This window comes from Micromonospora halotolerans (assembly GCF_032108445.1).
In the GTDB taxonomy this organism is placed as follows: domain Bacteria; phylum Actinomycetota; class Actinomycetes; order Mycobacteriales; family Micromonosporaceae; genus Micromonospora; species Micromonospora halotolerans.
The window spans coordinates 6,639,130-6,663,454 of the sequence record NZ_CP134876.1 but is presented as its reverse complement, the minus strand read 5'-3'; the positions used below and the strand labels follow the sequence as shown (position 1 = coordinate 6,663,454).

Below are 24,325 nucleotides of genomic sequence, written 5' to 3'. Positions count from 1 at the left end.
CGTCGGCGACGTGCGGTGGTCGGGTCCGCGGGACGCCGCCGCCCGCGCTGGGCGCCACCGGCGCCGGCGGGCTCAGGCCACCCGGCGGGCCGCGCCCTCCGGCGCGGCGGGGACGGCGTCCGGGTGCAGGATCGCCGCGATCGCCTCGGCCCCGTCGACCAGGCGCGGGCCGGCCCGCACCACCAGGCCGTCCGCGTCCAGCGCCCAGATCTCCGCGCCGGGGAAGTGCGCGGCCACCCCGGCGGCCTGCCCGGCGGCCCCGTCCAGGTCGAAGCCGCACGGCGCGACCAGCACCACCTCGGGCCGGGCGGCCCGCAGCGCGGCCCAGGTGGTCGGCGTGGACCGGGCCCCGGGGTGGGTCGCCACCGGCTCGCCGCCGGCGGCCTCGACCAGGTCGGGGATCCAGTGCCCGGCGCCGAACGGCGGGTCGACCCACTCCACCACGGCGACCCGCCGCCGGTGCCGGCCGGCCACCGCCGCGCGGACCGCCGCGAGCCGCGCCCGCAGCCCGTCCACCAGGGCCTCGGCGCGGTCCGGCACCCGGGCCGCCGCGCCCACGGCCAGGATCGTGTCCAGGACGTCCGCCAGGGTGTACGGGTCGAGCGACAGCACCTCCGCCCGGCAGCCGAGGTGCTCGACGGCGTCCGCCACCCGGCCCGACGGCAGTGCGCACACCCGGCACAGGTCCTGGGTGAGGATCAGGTCCGGGTCCAGCCCGGCCAGCGCCCCGGCGTGCAGGGTGTAGAGGTCCGCGCCGGCGGCGAGCTGACTCCTGACGTAAGCGTCGATCTCGCCGGGGCTCATGCCGCGGGTGTCCCGGCCGCCGACCACGACGGTGGTGCCGGCCCGGTACGCGGGAGGCACCGCGCACTCGAAGGTGACCCCGACCAGGTCGTCGCCGAGCCCCAGGGCGTAGACGATCTCGGTGGCCGAGGGGAGCAGGGAGACCAGGCGCATCCCGCCATCCTGCCGGCCTCCGCAGTTCCCCCGATCGCCGGGTCCCTGCCGGGGCGCGGCGATAGTCTGGGGCGGCGCCCGAGGCGGCGCGGACGCACCCGTCATCGCGGCCCGCCGGGCATCGGTGCCGGCGGCGCGGGGGCCCTCTCCCGGGAGGCGGTGCGGTGTCCGATCCGATCGAGGCGTTCTTCGCGCAGCTCGCCCGGCAGGCACCCGAGCGGCTGCTGCGCCGCACCACCGGCACGATCCGGTTCGAGCTGGAGGGGACCGACGGGCTCGACGTCTGGCACGTCACCATCCACCAGGGCCGGCTCGCGGTGGCACACCGCGCCCGGTACGCCGACACGGTGATCCGCACCCGGCGGGACTTCTTCCTCCGGATGGCCAGGGGGGAGGCCAAGCCGCTCACCGCCTGGCTGCGCAACGACATCGTCGCCGAGGGGCACTTCCGGTTCGTGGTGCTGCTGGAGCGACTTTTCCCGGCACCGCCCGGGACGCGGCACCCGCGGGTCCGCGCCGGCGAGCGCGGGGAGCCCGGATGATCCCGAACCTGATCCGGGTGCTGGACGGCAACGTCTTCGTCCTCAGCGAGGACAACGGCGACATCGACGCGACCGCGGCCAATCCCGTCGGCTTCTTCGACTTCGACACCCGGTTCCTGTCGGTCTGGCGCCTCACCCTGGACGGCGAGCGGTTGACGTCGCTCTCCATCGCCGAGCGGGACCACCTCCAGTTGCGGTTCTTCCTGGTCCCGGGCGCCCCGACGCACTACGTGGACGCCAAGTCCTCGCTCATCCGGGAGCGCGCGATCACCGGCGGCGCCCTCGAGGAGCGGCTGACGGTGTTCAACCACCACCACGCGCCGGCGGAGTTCACCCTCCGGCTCGACGTGGGCAGCGACTTCGCGCCGGTCCTGGGCGTCGTCACCGAGCGCACCCCGCCGGGGCGGCTCTACCAGCGGTGCGAGGAGCGCGGGCTGCGCCTCGGCTACCAGCGGGAGCGGTTCTGGCGGGAGACGGTGGTGACCAGCAGCGAACCGGTGCGGGTGGACGAGCGGGGTTTCACCTGGACGGTGCCGCTGGCGCCCAAGCGGGCCTGGACGATGACGCTGCGCGTGCGGGCGCTGGTGCTGCGCCCGGACGGGGTGGACGTCCGGGACCGGTTGGAGCGGCGGCCCCGGGCCGGCACCGAGGAACGGCAGCACGACCTGGCCGGGTGGCTGTCCCGGACGCCCCAGCTCAGCTGCGACTGGGAGGCACTGACCGAGATCTACCGGCGCAGCCTCGTGGACCTGGCGGCGCTGCGGTACTCGCCGCTGAGCCTGCCCGACCAGGTGATGCCTGCCGCCGGCCTGCCCTGGGCGGCCACCATCACCGGCCGGGACAGCATCCTCACCAGCTTCATGGCGCTGCCGGTCGCGCCGGAGCTGGCCTCGGCGACCGTGCGGATGCTCGGCATCGAGCAGGGCGCGGTGCTCGACGACTTCCGCGACGAGGAGCCCGGCAAGATCCTCCACGAGCTCCGCTACGGGGAGACGGTGGCGTTCGAGCAGTATCCGCATTCCCCGTACTACGGCACCGCCGACGCCACCCCGCTCTACGTGATCCTGCTCGACGAGTACGAGCGGTGGAGCGGCGACGTCGACCTGGTGCGGGAGTTCGAGGACGAGGCCCGGGCGGCTCTGCGGTGGATCGACGAGTACGGCGACCTGCTCGGCGACGGCTACATCCGGTACCTGCGGCGCAACGAGCGTTCGGGGGTGGCCAACCAGGGGTGGAAGGACTCGCCGGAGGCGATCTGTCACGCCGACGGGCGGCTGCCCGGCCCGCCGCTGGCCACCTGCGAACTCCAGGGGTACGCGTACGACGCGAAGCTGCGGGGCGCCCGGATGGCCCGGGAGTTCTGGGGTGACCCCGCGTACGCCGACCGGCTGGAGCGGGAGGCCGCGGCGCTGCGGGAACGCTTCGACCGGGACTTCTGGATCGCCGACGGGGGCTACTACGCGTTGGCCCTGGACGGTGACGGCGGTCAGGTCGACGCGCTGGCGTCCAACATGGGCCATCTGCTGTGGAGCGGCATCGTCCCGCCGGAGCGGGCCGCGGAGGTGGCCGCTCACCTGGTCGGGCCGCGGCTCTTCTCCGGCTGGGGCATCCGCAGCCTGGCCACCGGGCAGGAGCGGTACAACCCGCTCGGCTACCACGTCGGTGCGGTGTGGCCGTTCGACAACGCGCTGATCACCTGGGGCCTGCGCCGCTACGGCTTCGCCGAGGAGGCGGGGCGGATCGCCGAGGCCATCGTGGACGTCTCCCGCTATTTCCACGGCCGGCTGCCCGAGGCGTTCGCCGGCTACGACCGGGTGCTGACCGAGTATCCGGTGAGCTTTCCGACCGCGAACAGCCCGCAGGCGATGGCGACGGCGGCCCCGTTCCTGCTGCTGCGGGCCCTGCTCGGGCTGGAGGCGGCCGGCGAGCACCTGCTGATGGCGCCGCGGGTGCCGGCCCGGTTCGGCCGGGTGGAGCTGCTCGACGTGCCGGGCCGGTGGGGGCGGCGGGACGTGATCGGCAGCGGCCTGGCCCATCTCACCCGCTGACCCGCCTCGGCGGGTGGCCACGATCCAGTCAACCTGTCCCCTTGCCAGGACGGCCGGCCCGCTTACACTCTCCTGACTCCGCCGAAGTCCCCCCGGGCGGTGTGCCGGGGGTGGCTGTCGGCGTCCGTCCTGGTCAGCCCCTGACCTCCGCCCCGGAGAGCCGATGAAGAGCCGTACCGCCGCCGTCGTGGCCGCGATCTGCGCCACCGCCGCCCTCACCGCCTGCGGTGACGACGACCCCGCTCCCACCGGTTGGCAGGTCCCGGTGACCGCCACCGACACCAGTTGCGAGGTCGCCACCACCCTCTTCAACCCGGGCGCGGTCACCTTCGCGGTGACCAACCGGGGGCAGCAGGCCACCGGGGTCTTCCTGTACGGCCGTGAGGGGGCCGGCTTCACCAAGGTGGTCGCCGAGGCGGCGGACGTCGCACCGGGGAAGACCGGGGACCTGCGGGCCACCCTCGCCACCGGCCTGTACGAGGTGGCCTGCAAGCCGGGCCGGCAGGGCGACGGCGTGCGCACCCGCATCACCGTCTCCGACGACGGCGCCGTGGCCAGCGCCGCCGCCGAGACGGCGTACGACCGGGAGGTCGCCGTCGAGCTGACGGCGGCCGGGATCACCGGCGCGGAGGGGCTGATCGCCGAGCCGGGCGAGAAGATCCAGTTCCGGGTGACCAACAAGACCACGGCGGCCCGGACGCTGGACGTGCTCAACCCGGACGGCAAGCGCGCGGCCGAGGTCAAGGCCGAGCCGAACGGCACGGCGGACGCGGTCGTGACGTTCGTCGGCGCCGGCACCTGGACGCTGAAGGTCAAGGGCGACGGCGCCGCCCCGGTGACCAGGCAGCTCATCGTGCGCTGAGCGGTGAGCCCCGCCACGCGGCCGGTGAACGGGATTCGCGGCGCGTCCCGGGCGGTCTAGTGTTCGCCCGGGGCCGCCCGCCCCGCCGCCGGCCGCACCGCCCCGGCGCCCGCCCCGCTCACCGGGAGGACCTCCGCCATGCGCGCCACCGTGATCCACGGCCCGAACGACATCCGGGTCGAGGAGGTGCCGGACGCGGCCGTCCGCACCCCCACCGACGCCGTCGTCCGCACCGTGCTGGCCTGCATCTGCGGCAGTGACCTGTGGGCGTACCGGGGGGTCGCCCAGCGGCAGCCGGGGCAGCGCATCGGTCACGAGTTCCTCGGCGTGGTCGAGGCCGTCGGCGCCGAGGTCGGCTCGGTGCGGGTCGGCGACCTGGTGGTGGCGCCGTTCGTCTGGTCCGACGGCACCTGCGACTTCTGCCGCGAGGGGCTGCACACCTCCTGCCCGCACGGCGGCTTCTGGGGTTCCGTCGGCTCGGACGGCGGCCAGGGCGAGGCCGTGCGGGTCCCGTACGCCGACGGCACCCTGGTGAAGCTGCCCGCCGAGGCCGCCGGCGACCCGCGGCTGCTCACCGCGCTGCTGGCGCTGTCCGACGTGCTGGCCACCGGGCACCACGCGGCGCTCGCCGCCCGGGTCCGCCCCGGGGCCACCGTGGCCGTGGTCGGCGACGGCGCGGTCGGGCTCTGCGGGGTGCTCGCCGCGAAGCGGCTGGGCGCCGAGCAGATCATCGCGCTGGGCCGGCACACCGCGCGGACCGACATCGCCCGCTCCTTCGGGGCCACCGACGTGGTCGCCGAGCGGGGCGAGGCGGCGATCGCCGCGGTCCGGGAGCTGACCAAGGGCCAGGGCGCGCACGCCGTGCTGGAGGCGGTCGGCACCGAGGAGTCGATGCGGACCGCGATCTCGATCGCCCGCGACGGCGGCGCGGTGGGCTACGTCGGCGTGCCGCACGGCGGCAGCGCCGGGGTGGACATCCAGCAGATGTTCGACCGCAACGTGACCGTCGCCGGCGGCGTCGCGCCGGCCCGCGCGTACATCCCCGAGCTGCTGGTCGACGTGCTGGACGGCGCCATCGACCCGTCCCCGGTCTTCGACCGCTCGGTGACCCTCGACGGGGTGCCGGACGGCTACCGGGCGATGGACGAGCGGACCGCGCTGAAGGTGCGCATCACGTTCTGACCGTCAGCGCGGGTAGCGGCCGAACTGGCTGCTCAGCGCCGTGCCGGCCGTGCAGGGCAGTTCCCCGGGGGCGAGCTGGGTGTGGGAGGGCCGCCACGTCTGGGCGCCCTTCGGGCCGACCCGGGCCAGCAGGCAGTCGTACTGGGTGGCGCGCAGGGCCACGCCGACCGTGCCGCCGGCGGCGGCGACCTCCCGCCGAACGGCCGGGTCGAGCCCGAGGCCGTCGACCGCGGCGCGGACGGCCACCTCGTCCGGGCCGGCGGCCGCGAGGGCCCGCTTCAGCCGGTCGTCCACTCCGCTCAGGGAGGGGTCCGGGCGGACCGGCAGCGGGTCGCCCGACGGGCAGTCGATGCCGTCGTCGCGGCCGTCCCGCTCGGGGCCCAGCCGGAACCGGAAGCAGACCTGTACGTCCCCCTCGATGACCATGCCCTTGCCGTTGACCCCCTGCCCGTGCCCGGTGACCCGGAGCACCAGGGTGACCCCGGTCTGCCAGTGCGTCTCGCCGTGGACCTGGAGCACGGCCACCCCGGGCTCCTGACCGGCGGTGTGCGCGTAGTCCGCAGCCTTGTAGAGGTGATCGCGTGCGAAGCGCGCCTGGATCCGGTCGGCGGTCTCGGTGGCGTCGGCGACCGCGTTGTCGTGCCAGGCCGGCTCGACCGGGCGCTGGGCCCACCAGAGGCCGCCGGCCAGCAGGAGCGGGGCGAGCGCGACCGGAGCCGCGACGGCGAGCAGGATGCGGGTGCGCATCACGGGGAGTATGCCGGGCGGTCGCTCGCCGCGCTGCCCCGTCCGTCGCGAACGAGGGTGTCGCCCCTGGTGAGGGGCGTGGCTCGTGCCGTACGGTGCTCGCCGTGACCGCGCACGATCTTGTCCCGCCCGGCCCGGTGGCCGTGCTCGCCAACCCGACCGCCGGCCGGGGACGGCACGAGGGCCTGCTGCCCCAGTTGCTGGAGCGGCTGGGCGCCGCCGGCCGGCCGGTCGAGCTGCTGCGGGCGCGTACCCCGGAGGAGGCGGAGGCAGCGTGCCACGCGGCGGTCGCGGACGGCGCCGGCGCGCTGGTCGCCGTCGGCGGGGACGGCACGGTGCACCGGGCGTTGCAGGCGGTCGCCGGCACGACGGTGCCGTTCGGCCCGGTGCCCGCCGGCACCGGCAACGACTTCGCCGTGGACACCGGCTTCCCGGCCGACCCCCTGGCGGCCGTCGAGGTGATCGCCGACGCGCTGCGCGCCGGCCGCGCCCGCCCGGTCGACCTGGCCCGGTTGACCAGCCCGGGCGGCGGCGAGCGCTGGTACGGCGCCGTGCTGGCCGCCGGTTTCGACGCGATCGTCAACGAGCGGGCCAACCGGATGCGCTGGCCGCGCGGCCCGCGCCGCTACGACCTGGCCATCCTGGTCGAGCTGGCCCGGCTCCGGCCGCGCCGCTACCGGCTGCGCCTCGACGGCGCCGAACACGAGGTCGACGCGGTGCTGGTGGCGGTGGGCAACACGGCCAGCTACGGCGGCGGCATGCGGATCTGCCCGGACGCCGACCCGCACGACGGCCTGCTGGACGTGGTGGTCGGCGGCCGGTTCGACCGGCCCACCCTCATGCGGGTCAAGCCGCGCATCTACCAGGGCACCCACGTCACGCACCCGCTGGTCCGCAGCTACCGGGCCCGCACCGTCGAGCTGGACGCCGAGGGCATCACCACGTACGCCGACGGGGAGCGGGCGTTCGACCTGCCGGTGCGGGTCAGCGCGGTGCCGGCGGCGGTGCGGCTGCTGCGCTGACCAGCGGGCTGCCCTCGGCGTCCGGCGCGGCGGGCGGCGGCGGGCGGCGGCGCGGCGGCCGGGGCGGCCGGGGTGGCCGGGGCGCCGGCGCGGACCGCGCCGATGCTCGCGGCGATCACCAGGCCGATGGCGAGCACCTCCACCGGGTGCAGCGCCTGGCCGAGCACCAGCCACCCGGCCAGCGCGGCGATGGCCGGCCCGAGGCTCATCAGCACGGCGAACGTCGCCGTGGGCAGCCGCCGCAGCGCCAGCAGCTCCAGGGTGTACGGCAGCACCGAGGCGAGCAGGGCCAGCCCGGTGCCGAGCCCGAGCACCGCCGGGTGCCAGAGCCGGCCGCCCGACCCCACCAGCCCGATGGGCAGGGTGACCAGCGCGGCCACCGCGAGCGCCAGCGCCAGGCCGTCGGCCCCCGGGAACCGCCCGCCGACCCGGGCCGAGCAGACGATGTACGCCGCCCACAGCGCGCCCGCGACCAGCGCCAGCGCGGCGCCGACCGGGTCCAGCCGGTCGAACCCGCCCTGCCCGAGCAGGGCCACCCCGGCCAGGGCCAGCCCGGCCCAGCACCAGGCGGCCAGCCGCCGGGCGGTGACCACGGACAGCGCCATCGGGCCGAGCACCTCCAGGGTCACCGCCGGTCCCAGTGGGATCCGCTCGATGGCCTGGTAGAAGATCGAGTTCATGCCGGCCAGGGCCAGCCCGAACGCGACCACGGCCGCCCAGCCGCCCCGGCCGTGCCCGCGCAGCCGGGGGCGGCACACGGCGAGCATCAGCAGCGCGCCGATGGTCAGCCGCAGGGTGACCGCCCCGGCCACCCCGGTACGCGGGAACAGCAACGCGGCCATGGCCGAGCCGAACTGCACCGACAGCGCCCCGCCGAGGACCAGCCCGACGGCGCCGAGCCGGCCACCGGAGAGCCGGGCACGGAAGGAGCGGTCGGGCGTCATGCCGTGACGCTAGCGCCGCTGGTCAGCTCCGGCGCCGGCGGGAGGCCGGCATCCGGCGCGCACCCGGGCGGTGCGGTCAGTTGCGGAGGGCGAGGTCGAGCACGGCGCCCAGCCCGTTCGGCCGGCCCGGGTCGGCACCGGGCAGCACCAGCACCTCGCAGCCCGCGGCCACGGCGCCCGCGTCGGCGGGGCTGTCGCCCACCATGAGCGTCCGCTCCGGGTCGACGCCGAGCATCCCGCAGGCCCGAAGGAAGATCCCCGGGTCCGGCTTGCAGCGCCCCACCTCGTACGACAGGGCCCAGGCGTCGACCAGCCCATCCAGCTTCCAGGCGGCGAACAGCGGCCGGACGTCGAAGCCGATGTTGCTGACCAGCGCCACCTTCACGCCGGCCTCCCGGAGCGCGGCCAGCACCGGCTCGGTGTCCGGGTACGGCACCCAGCCCTCGGGCACCAGCACCCGCTCGTAGAGGGCGTCGGCGAACCCGTCGATGCCGGCGTCGACCGTCTCGGCCAGCCCCGTGTAGGCGCCCCGGTGGGCGTGCTGGTAGAGGTCGCGGTCGGCCCAGAGCTCGGCCAGCCGGGGCGGCACCCGGGCCGGCAGCGGCCCGCCCGCCCGGCCGGCGGTGAGCAGCCGGTCGGCCAGCGCGGTGGCCCGCACCCGGTCCAGCTCGACCCCGCAGGCCGCCGCGGCCGCGATCACCCACTCGCGGGGCTCCTCCACCTGCGCGAGGGTGCCGTGGAAGTCGAAGAGCACCGCCTCGACGGGGCGACGGGACGGGCTCGGGCGGACGGCGTCGTCGGCGTCGCTCGAGAGTCGGGGCGGTTCGGCATGTTCCGGCACGTCGTGCACCCTACCGACCCGGTCCGACCCACCTGCCGGACGGCCTTGGGGGGTGGTCGTCGTCGGTACCGATTAATCTTGGGGACATGTCGAGTCCCGCCGAGCGGTACGCCGCGGCGCGCCGCCGGGCCGCGCAGGCTTCCGCCTTTCCGGCCCTGGACGAATTCGCGCTCGATCTGGGGTTCGACCTGGACGACTTCCAGCGGGAGGCGTGCGAGGCCCTGGAACGGGGAAGCGGCGTGCTGGTCTGCGCGCCCACCGGCGCCGGCAAGACCGTGGTGGGCGAGTTCGCCGTACACCTGGCGCTGCGCGGCACGCCCGGGAAGCCGGCGGCGGCCGACGGCGGCGGCGGGCCGACCACCCGGCGCAAGTGCTTCTACACCACGCCGATCAAGGCGCTGTCCAACCAGAAGTACCACGACCTGGTCGACCGCTACGGCGCCGAGCAGGTCGGCCTGCTCACCGGCGACAACGCGATCAACGGTGACGCGCCCGTGGTGGTGATGACCACCGAGGTGCTGCGCAACATGCTCTACGCCGGCTCGGCCACGCTGGAGGGCCTGGCCTACGTGGTGATGGACGAGGTGCACTACCTCGCCGACCGGTTCCGCGGCGGCGTCTGGGAAGAGGTGATCATCCACCTGCCCGCCTCGGTCACCCTGGTCTCGCTCTCGGCCACCGTCTCCAACGCCGAGGAGTTCGCCGACTGGCTGGTCACCGTGCGCGGGGAGACCGCCGTGGTGGTCAGCGAGCACCGCCCGGTGCCGCTCTGGCAGCACATGCTGGTCGGCAAGCGGATGTTCGACCTGTTCCACGACGCCGACGCGGCCCGCAAGCACGACGTCCATCCGGAGCTGCTGCGCTACACGCGGGACACCGTGCGCCGGCTGGAGCTGGGGGAGGGGCGCAGCGCCGGCCCCGGCGCGGGCCGCCGCGGGCCCCGCTGGCGCGGGCCGATGCGCCCCGACATCGTCGAGCGGCTGGACCGGGAGAACCTGCTCCCGGCGATCCTGTTCATCTTCAGCCGGGCCGGCTGCCAGGCGGCCGTCCAGCAGTGCCTCGCCGCCGGGCTGCGGCTCACCTCGCCCGAGGAACGCACCGAGATCCGCCAGGTGGTCGAATCGCGGATCACGGCCATCCCCGGCGAGGACCTGACCGTGCTGGGCTACTGGGAGTGGCTCGACGGCCTGGAGCGCGGGCTCGCCGCCCACCACGCCGGCATGCTGCCCGCGTTCAAGGAGGTCGTCGAGGAGCTGTTCGTCCGCGGTCTGGTCAAGGCCGTCTTCGCCACCGAGACCCTCGCCCTGGGCATCAACATGCCGGCCCGCTGCGTGGTGCTGGAGCGTCTGGTCAAGTTCAACGGCGAGGCGCACGTCGACCTCACCCCTGGCGAATACACGCAGCTCACCGGTCGGGCCGGCCGGCGCGGCATCGACGTCGAGGGGCACGCCGTGGTGGTCTGGTCGCCGGAGACCGACCCCCGGCACGTCGCCGGCCTCGCCTCGACCCGCACCTACCCGCTGCGGTCCAGCTTCCGGCCCTCCTACAACATGGCGGTCAACCTGGTCGGCACCGTCGGCGCGGAGCCGGCCCGGGCCCTGCTGGAGTCCTCCTTCGCGCAGTTCCAGGCCGACCGGTCGGTGGTGGGCCTGGCCCGGCAGGTGCAGCGCAACACCGAGACCATCGAGGCGTACGGCGCCGAGGCGTCCTGCCACCAGGGCGACTTCGACGAGTACTTCGCCCTGCGGGTGGCCATCGCCGACCGCGAGCGCGCCATGGCCCGGCAGGGCCAGACCCAGCGCAAGGCGGCGGCCGTCGCCTCGCTGGAGCGGCTGCGGGTGGGCGACGTGATCCGGGTGCCCTCGGGCCGGCGGGCCGGCCTGGCGGTGGTGCTCGACCCGGCCACCGGCGGTTTCGGCGAGCCCCGCCCGCTGGTGCTCACCCAGGACCGGTGGGCCGGGCGGGTCAGCCCCGGCGACTTCACCACCCCGGCGGAGGTGCTCGCCCGGATCCGGGTGCCCAAGCACTTCAACCACCGCTCGCCGGCGGCCCGCCGGGACCTGGCGGCCGAGGTCAGCGGCACCGGGCTGGACCGGCACGGCGGCCGCCGCGGCGGGCGCTCCCGGCAGGCGGTCGGCGAGGACCACCAGCTCAGCCAGCTCCGCACCGAGCTGCGCCGGCACCCCTGCCACGCCTGCCCGGACCGGGAGGAGCACGCCCGCTGGGCCGAGCGGCGGCGCCGCCTGGAGCGCGACACCGAGGAGCTGCGCCAGCGGGTGGCCGGGCGGACCGGTTCGCTGGCCCGCACGTTCGACCGGATCGTCGCGTTGCTGACCGCGCGTGGCTACCTCTCCGCCGACGGCGAGGTCACCGACGCCGGCCGGATGCTGGGCCGGATCTGGACCGAGGCCGACCTGCTGGTCGCCGAGTGTCTGCGCCGCAAGGTGTGGGACGGGCTCTCCCCGGCCGAGCTGGCCGCCGCGGTCTCGGTGGTGGTCTTCGAGGCCCGACGCGACGTCGACGAGCGCGCCGGCCTGCCCCGCGGTCCGGTCGCGGAGGCGGTGGAGGAGACGCTGACGCTGTGGGGCGACATCGAGGCGGACGAGGCCTCCCGCGGCCTGGCGGTCACCCGCGAGCCGGACCTCGGCTTCGCCTGGCCGATCTACCGGTGGGCGCGCGGCGAGGCCCTCGCCAAGGTGCTCGCCAGCGGGCACCAGATCGACGGCGAGATGCCGGCCGGCGACTTCGTCCGCTGGGCCCGGCAGGTGGTCGACCTGCTCGGCCAGCTCGCCGACTCCGGCGGCGCCTCCACCGAGCTGCGCTCCACCGCCCGGCAGGCGATCGCGGCGGTCAACCGGGGCGTGCTGGCCTACCACGCCGCCGCCTGAGCGGGCCGGGCCGTACATGGCCCGGCCGGGCCGTCAGGAGCGGGGCATGGCGAGCGCGTCCACGAGGCGCCGGCACGAGCCGGCGAGGTTCCACCGCTGCGCCAGCTCCAGCAGGCGGTCCGGGTCCGCCGGCGCCGTCGGCAGCGCGGTGGCCAGGTCCGGCAGCGGTACGTCGAGGGCGACCTGGACCACCTTCGGCGCGACGGCCAGGTAGTCCCGGGCCGCGTTGAGCTTGGTGCGCAGCCCGGGGGCGAAGCCGGAGCCCGGGTCGTCCAGCGCGGCGAGGATGCCGGGCAGGCCGTCGTAGCGCTCGATGAGGCGGGCCGCGGTCTTCTCGCCCACCCCGGGCACGCCGGGCAGGCCGTCGCTCGGGTCGCCGCGCAGCGCCGCGAAGTCGGCGTAGCGGTTGGCCGGGACGCCGTAGCGGGCGCGGACCGCCGCGTCGTCGCAGTCGTCGAGCTTGGCCACGCCGCGCCCGACGTAGAGCAGCCGTACCGGGCGGTCGTCGTCGACGAGCTGGAACAGGTCACGGTCGCCGGAGACCACCTCGGCCGGGCCGGGCTGGGTCACCGAGAGGGTGCCGAGCACGTCGTCGGCCTCGTAGCCGGTGGCGCCGACCGCAGTGATGCCGAGCGCGTCGAGGACCTCCAGGATCATCGGCACCTGCGGGGAGAGCGTGTCCGGCACCACCTCGCCGCCCTCGGGTGCCACCCGGTGCGCCTTGTACGACGGCAGCAGCTCGACCCGCCACGCCGGTCGCCAGTCGTGGTCGAGCGCGCAGACCATCCGGTCGGGCCGCCGGGTGCGGACCAGCTGGGCCAGCATGTCGAGGAAGCCACGGACGGCGTTGACCGGCTGGCCGTCGTCCGTCTTCGCCGCCGACTCGGGGATGCCGAAGTAGGCGCGGAAGTAGAGGCTCGGGGAGTCGATCAGCAGGATCGGGGGTCGGTGTGCCACGCCGACAGCCTGGCACAGCCCACCGACGAGGTGGGGGACCCGCCACCGAAACACTAGCCATGTACATCATGTACATGTACTGTTTCCGACATGGACGGAATCCCGATCGGTCCCAGCCCCGGCCATCTGGTCTGGCGGCTGGCGATGCGCTGGAGGGTGGCGGTCGACCGGGCGCTCGCCCCGCTCGGCCTCACCCACGCGCAGTACGTGCTGCTCTCGTCGCTGCACGGGATGCGCCGCGCCGGCCTGCACCCGAGCCAGCGGGAGCTGGCCGACCACACCGGCCTGGAGCCGCTCTACGTGTCGAAGCTGGCCCGGGCCCTGGAGGCCGACGGCCTGGTCGGGCGGGAGCGCGACGCGGCCGACACCCGGGCGGTCCGGCTCACCCTGACCGACCGCGGTCGCGAGGTGGTCCGCCCGGCGATCGACACCGTCCAGGCGCTGCTCGGCCAGTTGCTCGCCCCCCTCGGGGGCCGGGACGACCCGCGCACGGCGGGGTTCGTCCGTGACCTGACCGCGCTGCTGGACGCCCCGCTCGACCCACCCGACTGACGAACCCGATCCACCCGACTGACGAAGGAGCGCCGGGACATGCCCGAGAGGCACGTGCTCGACTCGACCATCCACCACACGGAGACCGGCGACGGGCCGACGTTCGTCTTCCTGCACGGCAACCCCGGCTCGTCGCACACCTGGCGCGGGGTGCTGCCCCGGATCGGGGCGGGCCGGCTGCTCGCACCCGACCTCATCGGCATGGGCCGCTCCGGCAAGCCCGACTCCCCGTACCTCTTCGCCGACCACGCCCGCTACCTGGACGCCTGGTTCGACGCGCTCGACCTGACCGACGTGGTGCTGGTCGGCCACGACTGGGGCGGCGCGCTCGCCTTCGACTGGGCGGCCCGGCACCCCGATCGGGTCCGCGGCGTGGCGTTCCTGGAGACCATGGTCAAGCCGATGGCGTGGAGCGACCTCTCGCCGCAGGCCCGGGCCCGGTCCGAGGCGATCCGCACGCCGGGCGTGGGCGAGCAGCTCGTGCTCGACCAGGACCTGCTCGTCCGGCAGGCGTTCACCGGCGGGGTGCTCCAGCCGGTGGGGGAGGAGGACCTGAAGACCTACCTCGCGCCGTACCCGGGCCGGGAGAGCCGCCGGCCGCTGCTGGCCTGGGCGCGTCAGATGCCGCTCGGCGGTGAGCCGGCCGAGCTGGTCGCCCGGATCGAGGCGTACGACCGGTGGCTGGCCGCCAGCGACGGGGTGCCGAAGCTGCTGCTGACCTTCGAGGGCTCACCGACGCTGCTGATCACCCCGGAGCTGGCCGACTGGTGCGCGCGGAACATGGCGGCCCTGGAGACGGTGGCGTGCGGGCCGGCCGGCCACCACGCACCGGAGGACCGTCCCGCCGAGATCGCCGCCGCCATCTCCGCCTGGGCGGACCGCCACCACCTCCGCTGACCGGCGGCGTAGGGCGGAAACCGGGCGGCGCGGGCGGCCCGTCGTGCGCAGACTGGCGGAGTGACGTTCGTACCCGGGCTGACCCTGGCGCACCGCTTCCACGACGAGGTGGTCGCCCCGCTGCTGGCGCGCCGGCTGCCCGGCCTGCGCTACGCGGCCGCACTGCTCGACGGCGGCTCCGAGCTGCTCGGCCTGGACACGCCCCGGTCGACCGACCACGACTGGGGGCCACGCACCCAGCTCTTCGTCGCCGACGCGGCCGAGGTGGCGCCCGTACGGGCGGTCCTCGACGCGGAACTGCCGGCCGAGTTCCTCGGCTGGCCGACCCGGTTCACCGGCGGCCCGACGGCCCGGCTCGGCGTGGTCCGCGCAGACGGCGAGCGGCACGGGGTGAGCGTCGACGAACTGGGGGCGTGGCTGCGGGAGCGGCTGGGCGGGGACCCGCGGGCCGGGATGACGGTGGCGGACTGGCTGGCCACGCCCACCCAGCGGCTCGCCGAGCTGACCGGCGGGGCGGTGTTCCACGACGGGCTGGGCGGGGCGCTCACCGACGTCCGGGCCCGCCTGGCGTGGTATCCGGACGACGTCTGGCGGCACGTGCTGGCGGCCGGGTGGCAGCGGGTCGGGCAGGCCGAGCACCTGGCCGGCCGCTGCGCCGAGGTCGGCGACGAGCTGGGCAGCCGGGTGGTGACCGCCGGGCTGGCCCGTGACCTGATGCGGCTCGGCCTGCTGCTGCACCGCCGCTGGCCCCCGTACGCGAAATGGCTCGGCACGGTCTTCGCCGCGTTGCCGGCCGCGGCGCCGGTGGTGGACGCGCTGACCGTCGCCCTCGGGGCGGGCGGGTGGCCCCGGCGGCAGGCCGGGCTGGTCCGGGCGCTGGAGGCGGTGGCGGCGTGGACGAACGACACCGGGCTGGCCGTGCCGGTCGACCCGGCCGCCCGGCCGTTCCACGGCCGGCCGTTCCTCGTCCTGCACGCCGAGCGGTTCACCGCCGCGCTGCGCGCCGCCATCGCGGACCCGGAGCTGCGTGCCCGCCCGCCGGTCGGCGCGGTGGACCAGTACCTCGACAACGTCGACGTGCTCACCCGCCCGGCGCGGGCCCGCCGGGTCGCCGCGGCCGTCCTGCCGGACTGAGGGCCTCAGGTCAGCGGGCCGCCGCGACGCTCTCCCGGTCGGTCGGCTCCTCGATCCGCAGGTCGGCCAGGTCGCGCAGGCGGCGCACCGGGGACAGCAGCAGGGCCAGGGGAGCCAACACGGTGGCCGCGGCGAAGCAGAACAGGGTGACCCGGCCTCCGGCGAGCCCGGCGAGCGCCCCGGCGAGCAGCCCGCCCACCGGGATGGCGCCCCAGGAGACGAAGCGGACCGTGGCCATCACCCGGGAGAGCAGGTCGGGTGGGCTGGCGATCTGCCGGTAGGTGCGGGTGGTCACGCTGAGCACCACGACGCCACCGGCGAAGAGCACGTTGCCGGCCGCGAACGCGAGGTACGCCGGCCAGCCGGCGCCCAGCGGCACCAGGAACGCCCCGCCGACGGACACCACGCAGGCGACCAGCAGCGACCGGGCGGTGCCCCAGCGCCCGGTGATCCAGGGGGTCAGGGTCGCGCCGACCAGTGAGCCGACCCCCTCGACCGCGAGCAGCACACCGACCAGCGCGGCCGGGGCGTGCAGCTCGCGAACCAGGTAGAGGGGGTAGACGGCCAGCTGCGCCCCGCAGACGAAGTTGACCGCGGTGGCCGTCCACATGGTCGGGCCCATCACCGGGTGCCGGCTGACGTACCGCCAACCCTCGCCGATCATGGCGCGGACCGGGGGCCAGCGGTCCGGTGCGTCGACCCGGCGGGCGGGCAGCGACCCGAGCAGCGCCGCGGAGACCAGGTAGCTGGCCGCGTCGACCAGCACGGCCGGCACCGCGCCGAGCGCCTGCACGGCGACGCCGCCCAGGGACGGGCCGCTGAGCTGGGTGGCGGCGTGGGTGGCCGAGGTGAGGCTGTTGCGGGCGTGCAGCTGGTCGCGGCCCACGATGGCCGGCAGGAAGGTGGCGTTGGCGACGTCGAACAGCACGTTGGCGAAGCTGACCACCAGCGCCACGACCACCAGCTGGGTCACGGTGAGCCGGCCCCACCACCAGGCGAGCGGCACGGAGACCACCGCGGCCGCCCGGGCCAGGTCGGCGCCGACCTGCGCCCCGCGCAGCGGCAGCCGTTGCACGATCACGCCGGCGGGCAGCCCGATGACCAGCCAGGCCACGTAGCTCGCGGCGGCCACGAGCCCCATCTCGAACGCGGACGCGTCCAGCACGGTCAGTGCGGTGAGCGGCAACGCCACGGCACCGACCGCCGACCCCACCGAACTGGTGGTGCCGGCGGTCCACCAGCGCCAGAACACCCCGGCCCCCTGCCCGACGGACATGCCGCCAACCCCCGATCCGAGCCAGTGAGTTCCAAACTGAAACGCACTATAGTCGGGCCTGCGAGCTGAGCGGGAGGTGGGATGTGAGACGGGCGGACCTCGGCGACGCCGACTGCGGCATCGCGCAGGCGCTCGGCGTGCTGGGCGACTGGTGGACCGTGCTGATCGTGCGCGAAGTCGCCGGCGGCGTCACCCGGTTCGACGGGCTGCAGCGCGAGCTGGGCGTCAGCCGGCGGGCGCTCACCGAGCGGCTCGGCGGGCTGGTCACGCACGGCGTGCTGCGGCGTGAGCCCTACTCGGCGCACCCGCCGCGCCACGACTACCTGCTCACCGCGAAAGGGGAGGCACTGCTGCCCGTGCTGGTCGCCCTCCAGGACTGGGGCACCCGGCACGTCATGGGCGACGGCGCGCTGACCGCCACCGCCGACGAGGACTCGGCCGAGGCCCGCCGGGCGCACCGGCTGGTCGGCCGCCGCGTACCCCGGATGAGCCTGCGCCGGCACGACGGCGGCGCGGAGCCGCCGGCGGCGCCCGGGCGGTGGACCGTGCTCTACCTCTTCCCGGGGGCGTTCGCGCCCGGCGCACCGGCCCTCCCGCCGGACTGGGGTGAGATCCCCGGCGCCGCCGGGTGCACGCTGGAGTCGCGGACGTACGCCGACCGGCACCCGCTGTTCCACGCGGCCGGAGCCGAGGTGCGGGGGGTGAGCACCCAGCGCCCGGACCAGCTCGCCGCCTTCGCCGCGCACGCCCGGTTGCCGTTCCCGCTGCTGTCCGACGAGGACGGTCGGCTCGCCGCCGGCCTGCTGCTGCCGACCTTCCGGGCCGGAGGCGTGGCCCGGTTGAAGCGGCTCACCCTGCTGCTGGACCCGGAGGCGGTGGTGCGGGCGGTGCAGTTCCCGGTCACCGACCCGGCCGGCTCGGTGGACGAGATGCTCGCCGAGGTGCGCCGCCGTACCGCCGCCCGGGCGGCTTAGGCCCGCTTTCCGATCGTGCTGGTGCCCGGGACCGTACGATTGTGTGTCATGTCAACTTATCCTCGGTGCGCTGTGCTGGACGACTATCAGGGGGTGGCACTCGGCCTGGCGGACTGGTCCCGGGTCCGGGCCACCAGCTTCCGCGAGCACTTCACCAGCGCCGACGAGCTCGTGGCGGCCATCCACGACTGCGAGATCGTCGTCGCCATGAGGGAACGCACGCCGTTTCCCGCCGAGGTGTTCGACCGGTTGCCCCACCTGCGGCTGCTCGTCACGACCGGCATGAGCAACGCCGCCATCGACCTGGCGGCGGCGCGGGCGCACGGCGTCACGGTGTGCGGCACGGGCGGCGGCTTGACCCCGACGGTCGAGCTGACGTGGGCGCTGATCCTCGGCCTGGCACGCCACCTGGTGCCCGAGGCGACCGCGCTGCGCACCGACGGTCCCTGGCAGCACACCCTCGGCACCGACCTGCACGGACGTACGCTCGGGCTGCTCGGCCTGGGCAGGATCGGGTCGCAGGTGGCGGCGATCGGCCGGGCGTTCGGCATGGACGTGCTGGCCTGGAGCCAGAACCTGACGCGCGAGCGGGCCGAGGAGGGTGGCGCGCGGCTGGCTCCCGGCCTGGACGCCCTGTTCGCCGGCTCCGACGTCGTCTCCGTTCACCTCGTGCTCAGCGACCGGACCCGCGGGCTCGTCGGCGCGCGGGAACTCGCGCAGATGAAGCCCACCGCCTACCTCGTCAACACCTCGCGGGCCGCGATCGTCGACCAGTCCGCCCTGGCGTCCGCGCTGCGCGAGGGGCGGATCGCGGGGGCCGGGCTGGACGTGTTCGACGAGGAACCGCTGCCCGCCGGTCATGACTTCCGTACGCTGCCGAACGTGCTGGCCACGCCGCACCTCGGCTACGTCAGCGAGCGGAACTACGCGACGTTCTACCGGGACGCCGCGGATGACATCGGCGCCTTCCTCGACGGCAGCCCGACCCGGGTGCTGACCTGACTCTTCCGACTCCGGCCTTGGCCGGGAAGGCGTCTCGAAGGCCGCCGGCCCGTGGTGCGCAGCGTGCAGACACCGTCACTGTGTCTGCACGCTGCGCACCGAACCGCTCGATGAGGTGTTCGCCGGCTTGACCGGCTGGAACGTTGTCGGTCAGCGCTCCAGCAGGCGCATCGCGGCTTCGTCATGGGTCTCGCCGACAGCGGGAGGAAGGTTGTCGAGCTTCTCGATCTGCTCGGCGGTCAGCTCCACGGCGTCGGCGGCACTGTTCTCCTCGACGCGTGCCACGCGCTTGGTGCCGGGGATGGGGGCGATGTCGTCGCCCCGGGTCAGCAGCCAGGCCAGTGCGACCTGCGCCGCGGTGACACCCGCTTCGGCGGCAACGGCCTGGACCTCGTCTGCGAGACGCAGGTTGCGCTGGAAGTTCTCGCCCGTGAAGCGCGGGTTGTTCTTACGCAGGTCGGTCTCATCGAAGCCGCTGGTCGAGCGGATCTGCCCGGTGAGGAATCCGCGTCCCAGGGGCGAGTAGGGCACGAAGCCGATGTTCAGCTCGCGCAGCAGGGGCAGCACCTGTGCCTCCGGGTGCCGGGTCCACAGGGAGTACTCCGACTGGACGGCAGCGATGGGATGCACGGCGTGGGCGCGGCGGATCGTCTCCGGTCCGGCCTCGGACAGGCCGATGTGGCGGATCTTGCCCTCGCTGACCAGTTCGGCCAGCGTCCCGACGGTGTCCTCGATGGGCGTGTTCGGATCGACTCGGTGCTGGTAGTACAGGTCGATGTAGTCGGTGCCCAGCCGCCTGAGCGAGCCTTCGACGGCGGTGCGGATGTTGGCCGGGCTGCTGTCGAGTTGCCCTGCCCCGCCGCCCGCATGCGAGATCATGCCGAACTTCGTTGCCACCACGGCCTGTTCGCGGCGGCCCTTGAGCGCCTTGCCGAGGAGTTCCTCGTTGATGTACGGCCCGTAGACCTCGGCGGTGTCGAGGAAGGTGACGCCCAGGTCCAGGGCCCGGTGGATGGTGCGGATCGACTCGGCGTCGTCCGTGCCGGCTCCCGTGTAGGCGTAGGACATCGAGACCAGGCCCAGACCGATACGGGAGACGTCCAGGTCCCCCAGCTTGATGTGCTTCATGACAGTTCTCCGTTTCTCTGGCAATTAGTACGAGTTGCTGGCACCGCGAACGCTGCGCCGCCACCCCGGGGTGGGACGGTCAGGCGACGGGGATCCAGGTGAACCGGCCGTCGGAGCGGCGCTCGGCGCGCCCGAAGACCACGTCGGCGAAGTGGCAGCCGTAGCCGATGGTGTCGGGGCGGCTCAGCTCTTCGACCAGACGGCGGCGGTACTCGGCGGATTCGGCGGGGTCGTGGTCGATCGCGCAGGACCATTCGGGGTGGGTGACCTGGACAGGCGCGTGCAGTGCGTCGCCGAACGCGATGAGCCGCCGGTCGCCGCCGGTGATGGTGTACGTGGTGTGGCCGACGGTGTGTCCGGCCGCGAACGAGGCCCGCACGCCGGGGAAGATCTCCTCGCTGTCCTCGACCGGACGGACGCGGGTCGCGAAGGTGGCCAGACGTTCCTCGGTCGCCCCGCCCTCGGCGGCCAGGTCGCGCCGCTCCCACTCGGGTGCCGCGACGAAGTGGGTGGCGTGCCCGAACGGTTGCGCGGTGCTCCAGGCCCAGCCCAGGTGGTCGTTGTGCAGGTGGGTGATGGCGACGGCCTCGATCCGGCTCGGCTCGCGGCCCAGCGGCCGCAGGCTGTCCAGCAACTCGCCGCCGTAGATACTTCCCACCAGCGGGTTGGTCGGGTCGTCGGGGTGGGACTCGGGTCCGAACCCGGCGTCGATGAGCAGCGCTCGGTCACCTCGCTCGACCAACAGCCCGCCGATGCTCGCGACCAGGAAGCCGTCGTCGTCGAGATGATCGCGGTAGGCCGCCCAGTCAGTGTCGGTGGCGGCGGGCAGCCAGCCGCGCGGTTTGAGCCGGGCCAGCCCGTCCGGGACGTGGGTGATCGTCAGATCACCCAGGCGGAGCGAACGAGCGCGCGATGCGCTCGTCAGCCGTATGCGGTCGAGATCGGGCGTCGTGGCCATATGGTTCTACCTCGTGCTCGAGAAGGTGCCGCCGGGTGGCGGCATCGACTGGAAGTTACAACTAGAACAGATCTAACTGCAACTATCCGAGTTGCAGTAGACTTGTTGCCATGGCCACCGAGCGCGAGACCCCAGCCCAAGGCGACGGCGATCGCCAGCTGTGCGGGCTGGTCAAGGACCTGGCCAGTCAGATCGAAGCCCACCTTCGGGTCCGGGCGGCCACCCTCGGTCTCACCGCCTCGCAGGGCACCGCGCTGCGCGAGCTGACCGGCCCCATGACCCTGCGCGAACTCGCCGAACGGATGAGCTGCGAGCCCTCCAACGTCACCTTCATCGCCGATCGCCTCGAAGAGCAGGGCTACCTGGAACGCCATCCACATCCCGGCGACCGACGCGCCAAGCAGCTCGTCCTGACCCCCAAGGGCGCCGAACTGCGCGAACGCCTCCTCGAGCTGCTCTCCGAAGACTCGCCTCTGTCCCCGCTGGCCCCCGAAGAGCAGGACGTCCTGCAGCACCTCCTCACCCGCGCCCTCATCCGCTGACCCGCCACCTCGGCGTGCAGGGACCGATCTCTCGGTCCCCGACACGCCGACGTCGGATCAGATCCTCATTTCTGAGACCCGGCCTGGGCGCCGGTCGCGGGCCCGGCCGGCTGCCACTCGGAGGCCAGCAGCGACCACACCTCGATGTCGAGCCGGCCGCCGAGGAACGGGAACGCCGCGCGCAGCACGCCCTCCCGGGTCATGCCCAGCCGCCGCGCCACCGCCCGGCTGCGCGCGTTGTGCGGCGCGGTTCGCCACTCCACCCGGGCCAGGCCACGCTCGCCGAGCGCCCAGTCGATCATGAGCTGGGCGGCCCGGGTCACCAGCCCGCGCCCCTCGGCCTCCGGCCCGAGCCAGACCCCGATCTCGCAGACCCGGCCGCGGCGTCGAAGGTGCGGAACAGGGTGCCGCCGACGAGCTTGCCGTCCAGCCGGATGCCGTGGATGGAACCGGTGTCGCGGGCCTGGGCGTCGGCGTAGCGCTGGAGGAAGGCGCGGGCGGTGTCGGTGTCGGTGATCGTGTGCGCCCAGGGCAGCCAGGGCGCGAGGTGGGTGCGGGTGCGCGCGACGAAGTCGGCGAACTCCGCCGCCTGCCACGGTGCGAGCGGGTGCAGGGTGGCCCGGTCGGTGAGGGGAAGGGAGAACATGGCGCTCCAAGGTGCGTACCGAACGTTTGTTATGTACTCTAGCCCCCGTGCCGGCACGAGGTGACCACGACGCCCGCCGCGCCGACGTCTCGGCGGCGGTCTGGCGGGTGCTGGCCGCCCGCGGCTTCGGCGGGCTGACCCTGCGCGCCGTCGCCGCCGAGATGGGGGTCTCCACCGGTCTGCTGACCCACTACTTCCCGAACAAGCGGGCGCTGGTGCGGCACGCCGTCGACGTGGCCGAGCGGCACACCGACGCGCGCGACCGCCACGCCGCGGCGGGGGAGGGCCGGCCCGCGCTGCGGGCCGCCCTGCTCGACGTGCTGCCGCTGACCGACGAGGCGACCGTGATGAGCCGGGTCTGGGTCAGCTACTGGGACGGCGCCCTGGCCGACGAGGAGTTCACCGCCGATCAGCGCCGCCGCTACGACCGGTGGCGGGCGCGGCTGCGCGCCCACGTGGACGCCGCGCTCCGCGAGGCGCCGGGCGGACCGGGCGCCGACCCCGACGACCTGGTGGCCACCTGCGCGGCCTTCGCGCACGGCCTGGTCGTCCAGGCGCTCTTCGACCCGGCGGCGTTTCCGGCCCACCGACAGGTGGCCCTGCTCGACCGCTTCCTCGCCGGCCTGATCCCGGCCTGACCGGGTCCCGGCCGGCCGCCGGCCCGGAGGACTTCCGGAAGTTGTTGTCGGCCATCCGGCCGGGCCCTAGACTCCGATTCGGACCGCCTTGATTCGCGGTCGTCTATCTCGTCTCCGAGGGTCCGGGCCGCCGTCGAAGGCGCCTCGCCGGCGAGCACGCCGCGGGCGCACCCGCCCTGCGCGGCGTCCCCACCACCTCAGGAGATGCCATGCTGCTCAGAAGGAGAAGACTCAGACTGCTCGGCGCCGCCGTGGCCGCCGCCGGGCTGGCCGCCCTGGCGGCGCTCACCGCCCCCGGCTCCGCCACGGCCGCCGCGCTGACCGAGGTGACGAACTTCGGGGCCAACCCGAGCAACCTGCGGATGTACCTGTACGTCCCGGACACCGTCGCGGCGCGGCCCGGCCTGCTCGTGGTCAACCACTACTGCACCGGGTCCGGGCCGGCCATGTACTCCGGCACCCAGTTCGCGGCCCTGGCCGACCGGTACGGCTACCTCGTCGTCTACCCGTCGGTGACCCGCAGCAGTCAGTGCTTCGACGTCTCCTCGCCCCAGGCCCTGCGCCGCGACGGCGGCAGCGACCCGGTCGGCATCAAGTCGATGGTCGACCACGTGCGGCAGCGGTACCCGGTCGACTCGAACCGGATCTTCGCCACCGGCGTCTCGTCGGGCGCCATGATGACCAACGTGCTGCTCGGGCTCTACCCGGACGTGTTCATCGCCGGCGCGGCCTTCGCCGGGGTGCCCTTCGGCTGCTTCGCCACCACCAACGGCTCGGAGTGGAACAGCGAGTGTGCCAACGGCCAGGTCGTGAAGACCCCGCAGCAGTGGGGTGACCTGGTCCGCAACGCGTACCCGGGGTACAGCGGGCGGCGGCCCCGGATGCAGCTCTGGCACGGGACCAACGACGAGACGCTGCGCTACCCGAACTTCACCGAAGAGATCAAGCAGTGGACCGACGTGAACGGGTTGGGCCAGACGCCGGCGTACACCGACAGCCCGCAGGCCGGCTACACCCGCACCCGCTACGGCGGCACCGGCGGCACCGCGACGGTCGAGGCGATCAGCATGCAGGGCGTCTCGCACAACCTGCCGGTCGACGCGGCCCAGGCCGTGCGCTTCTTCGGTCTGGACACCACGACGCCGCCGACCAGTCCGCCGCCCACCAGCCCGCCGCCGACGAGCCCTCCGCCCACGACGCCGCCGCCGAGCACGCCGCCGCCGTCCGGCGGTTGCCGGGTCGCGTACGGGGTGAACGCGTGGAACACCGGGCTCACGGCGGCCGTGACGATCACCAACACGGCCGCCACGGCGGTCAACGGCTGGGCCCTCGCCTTCATCCTGCCCGGCGGGCAGAGCATCACCGGCGGCTGGAACGCCACGTACGCCCCGGCCAGCGGGGCGGTGACCGCCCGCAACGTCTCCTACAACGGCACCATCGCCCCGAACGGCTCGGTGAGCATCGGCTTCCAGGCCATCCACACGGGCAACACCGGGCGGCCCACCGCCTTCAGCCTCAACGGCACCCCCTGCGCCGTCACGTGACCCGGGCGGCGGCCGCCGGGAGGGCGCTCCCGGCGGCCGTCCCC

At 74.8% G+C, this 24,325-nt stretch carries 21 protein-coding genes and 2 pseudogenes; 14 read left to right on the top strand and 9 right to left on the bottom strand.

Annotated features, from left to right (window positions below; genetic code table 11):
- Positions 1-72 precede the first annotated feature (72 nt).
- On the bottom strand, positions 73-957 hold the full coding sequence (locus tag RMN56_RS31240) for an ABC transporter substrate-binding protein (protein WP_313721465.1): 885 nt from the start codon (positions 955-957) through the stop codon (positions 73-75).
- A 164-nt stretch (positions 958-1,121) separates the two neighbouring features.
- Here RMN56_RS31240 and RMN56_RS31235 point away from each other — a divergent pair, with 164 nt between their 5' ends.
- The 4 genes from RMN56_RS31235 (at position 1,122) to RMN56_RS31220 (ending at position 5,591) form a co-directional block, all read left to right on the top strand.
- Positions 1,122-1,499, top strand: coding sequence for an SCP2 sterol-binding domain-containing protein (locus tag RMN56_RS31235; RefSeq protein ID WP_313721464.1), 378 nt, complete (start codon positions 1,122-1,124; stop codon positions 1,497-1,499).
- Positions 1,496-3,547 carry an amylo-alpha-1,6-glucosidase gene (locus RMN56_RS31230; protein ID WP_313721463.1) on the top strand — a complete coding sequence of 684 codons (2,052 nt, stop codon included), beginning with the start codon at positions 1,496-1,498 and terminating at the stop codon, positions 3,545-3,547. The genes RMN56_RS31235 and RMN56_RS31230 overlap by 4 nt, the downstream gene beginning before the upstream one ends.
- Before the next feature lie 163 nt (positions 3,548-3,710).
- Complete coding sequence (locus RMN56_RS31225) at positions 3,711-4,409, top strand: hypothetical protein (RefSeq protein ID WP_313721462.1); 699 nt, start codon at positions 3,711-3,713, stop codon at positions 4,407-4,409.
- A gap of 138 nt (positions 4,410-4,547) precedes the next feature.
- Positions 4,548-5,591, top strand: a complete 1,044-nt coding sequence (locus tag RMN56_RS31220; protein ID WP_313721461.1) for a zinc-dependent alcohol dehydrogenase family protein — start codon at positions 4,548-4,550, stop codon at positions 5,589-5,591.
- A gap of 3 nt (positions 5,592-5,594) precedes the next feature.
- On the opposite strand, the gene RMN56_RS31215 is transcribed toward RMN56_RS31220, so the two are convergent.
- Positions 5,595-6,338, bottom strand: a complete 744-nt coding sequence (locus RMN56_RS31215) for a hypothetical protein (protein WP_313721460.1) — start codon at positions 6,336-6,338, stop codon at positions 5,595-5,597.
- 95 nt (positions 6,339-6,433) lie between these two features.
- On the opposite strand from RMN56_RS31215, the gene RMN56_RS31210 reads away from it, so the two are divergent.
- A complete protein-coding gene (locus RMN56_RS31210; protein WP_313721459.1) occupies positions 6,434-7,360 on the top strand; it encodes a diacylglycerol kinase in 927 nt (308 codons plus the stop codon).
- A 158-nt stretch (positions 7,361-7,518) separates the two neighbouring features.
- On the opposite strand, the pseudogene RMN56_RS31205 reads toward RMN56_RS31210, so the two are convergent.
- A pseudogene (locus RMN56_RS31205) lies at positions 7,519-7,965 on the bottom strand (EamA family transporter); the annotation flags it as partial.
- A gap of 415 nt (positions 7,966-8,380) precedes the next feature.
- Positions 8,381-9,145: an HAD family hydrolase gene (locus RMN56_RS31200; RefSeq protein ID WP_376787247.1), complete on the bottom strand. Its 765-nt coding sequence runs from the start codon at positions 9,143-9,145 to the stop codon at positions 8,381-8,383.
- Between the two features lie 86 nt (positions 9,146-9,231).
- On the opposite strand from RMN56_RS31200, the gene RMN56_RS31195 reads away from it, so the two are divergent.
- Positions 9,232-12,033 carry a DEAD/DEAH box helicase gene (locus tag RMN56_RS31195; RefSeq protein WP_313721457.1) on the top strand — a complete coding sequence of 934 codons (2,802 nt, stop codon included), beginning with the start codon at positions 9,232-9,234 and terminating at the stop codon, positions 12,031-12,033.
- Positions 12,034-12,066: 33 nt separating this feature from the next.
- On the opposite strand, the gene RMN56_RS31190 is transcribed toward RMN56_RS31195, so the two are convergent.
- Positions 12,067-12,990 (bottom strand): 5'-3' exonuclease, encoded by a 924-nt coding sequence (locus RMN56_RS31190; protein ID WP_262286092.1) that lies wholly within the window; start codon positions 12,988-12,990, stop codon positions 12,067-12,069.
- A gap of 90 nt (positions 12,991-13,080) precedes the next feature.
- Between RMN56_RS31190 and RMN56_RS31185 the strand changes: the two genes are divergently transcribed.
- The 3 genes from RMN56_RS31185 to RMN56_RS31175 are packed head-to-tail and all read left to right on the top strand — an operon-like array spanning position 13,081 to position 15,573.
- Complete coding sequence (locus tag RMN56_RS31185) at positions 13,081-13,542, top strand: MarR family winged helix-turn-helix transcriptional regulator (RefSeq protein ID WP_313721456.1); 462 nt, start codon at positions 13,081-13,083, stop codon at positions 13,540-13,542.
- Positions 13,543-13,560: 18 nt separating this feature from the next.
- Positions 13,561-14,439 (top strand): haloalkane dehalogenase, encoded by an 879-nt coding sequence (locus RMN56_RS31180; RefSeq protein ID WP_313724901.1) that lies wholly within the window; start codon positions 13,561-13,563, stop codon positions 14,437-14,439.
- 60 nt (positions 14,440-14,499) lie between these two features.
- Entirely contained in the window at positions 14,500-15,573 is a 1,074-nt protein-coding gene (locus RMN56_RS31175) for a DUF4037 domain-containing protein (RefSeq protein ID WP_313721455.1), read from the top strand.
- 10 nt (positions 15,574-15,583) lie between these two features.
- Here the strand turns inward: RMN56_RS31175 and RMN56_RS31170 are convergent, their stop codons facing one another.
- On the bottom strand, positions 15,584-16,849 hold the full coding sequence (locus RMN56_RS31170) for an MFS transporter (protein ID WP_313721454.1): 1,266 nt from the start codon (positions 16,847-16,849) through the stop codon (positions 15,584-15,586).
- An 83-nt stretch (positions 16,850-16,932) separates the two neighbouring features.
- Between RMN56_RS31170 and RMN56_RS31165 the strand changes: the two genes are divergently transcribed.
- Together RMN56_RS31165 and RMN56_RS31160 are read left to right on the top strand one after the other, a co-directional pair.
- Complete coding sequence (locus tag RMN56_RS31165; RefSeq protein WP_313721453.1) at positions 16,933-17,823, top strand: winged helix-turn-helix transcriptional regulator; 891 nt, start codon at positions 16,933-16,935, stop codon at positions 17,821-17,823.
- 72 nt (positions 17,824-17,895) lie between these two features.
- A complete protein-coding gene (locus RMN56_RS31160; protein WP_313721452.1) occupies positions 17,896-18,825 on the top strand; it encodes a D-2-hydroxyacid dehydrogenase family protein in 930 nt (309 codons plus the stop codon).
- A 150-nt stretch (positions 18,826-18,975) separates the two neighbouring features.
- Here the strand turns inward: RMN56_RS31160 and RMN56_RS31155 are convergent, their stop codons facing one another.
- Positions 18,976-19,953 carry an aldo/keto reductase gene (locus RMN56_RS31155; RefSeq protein ID WP_313721451.1) on the bottom strand — a complete coding sequence of 326 codons (978 nt, stop codon included), beginning with the start codon at positions 19,951-19,953 and terminating at the stop codon, positions 18,976-18,978.
- Between the two features lie 79 nt (positions 19,954-20,032).
- Positions 20,033-20,911 carry an MBL fold metallo-hydrolase gene (locus RMN56_RS31150; RefSeq protein WP_313721450.1) on the bottom strand — a complete coding sequence of 293 codons (879 nt, stop codon included), beginning with the start codon at positions 20,909-20,911 and terminating at the stop codon, positions 20,033-20,035.
- 110 nt (positions 20,912-21,021) lie between these two features.
- On the opposite strand from RMN56_RS31150, the gene RMN56_RS31145 reads away from it, so the two are divergent.
- Positions 21,022-21,453, top strand: coding sequence for a MarR family winged helix-turn-helix transcriptional regulator (locus RMN56_RS31145; RefSeq protein WP_313721449.1), 432 nt, complete (start codon positions 21,022-21,024; stop codon positions 21,451-21,453).
- Between the two features lie 65 nt (positions 21,454-21,518).
- Here the strand turns inward: RMN56_RS31145 and RMN56_RS31140 are convergent.
- A pseudogene (locus tag RMN56_RS31140) lies at positions 21,519-22,099 on the bottom strand (GNAT family N-acetyltransferase).
- 47 nt (positions 22,100-22,146) lie between these two features.
- Between RMN56_RS31140 and RMN56_RS31135 the strand changes: the two are divergent.
- Together RMN56_RS31135 and RMN56_RS31130 are read left to right on the top strand one after the other, a co-directional pair.
- Entirely contained in the window at positions 22,147-22,737 is a 591-nt protein-coding gene (locus RMN56_RS31135) for a TetR/AcrR family transcriptional regulator (RefSeq protein ID WP_313721448.1), read from the top strand.
- A 209-nt stretch (positions 22,738-22,946) separates the two neighbouring features.
- Positions 22,947-24,281, top strand: a complete 1,335-nt coding sequence (locus RMN56_RS31130) for an extracellular catalytic domain type 1 short-chain-length polyhydroxyalkanoate depolymerase (RefSeq protein ID WP_313721447.1) — start codon at positions 22,947-22,949, stop codon at positions 24,279-24,281.
- Positions 24,282-24,325 lie beyond the last annotated feature (44 nt).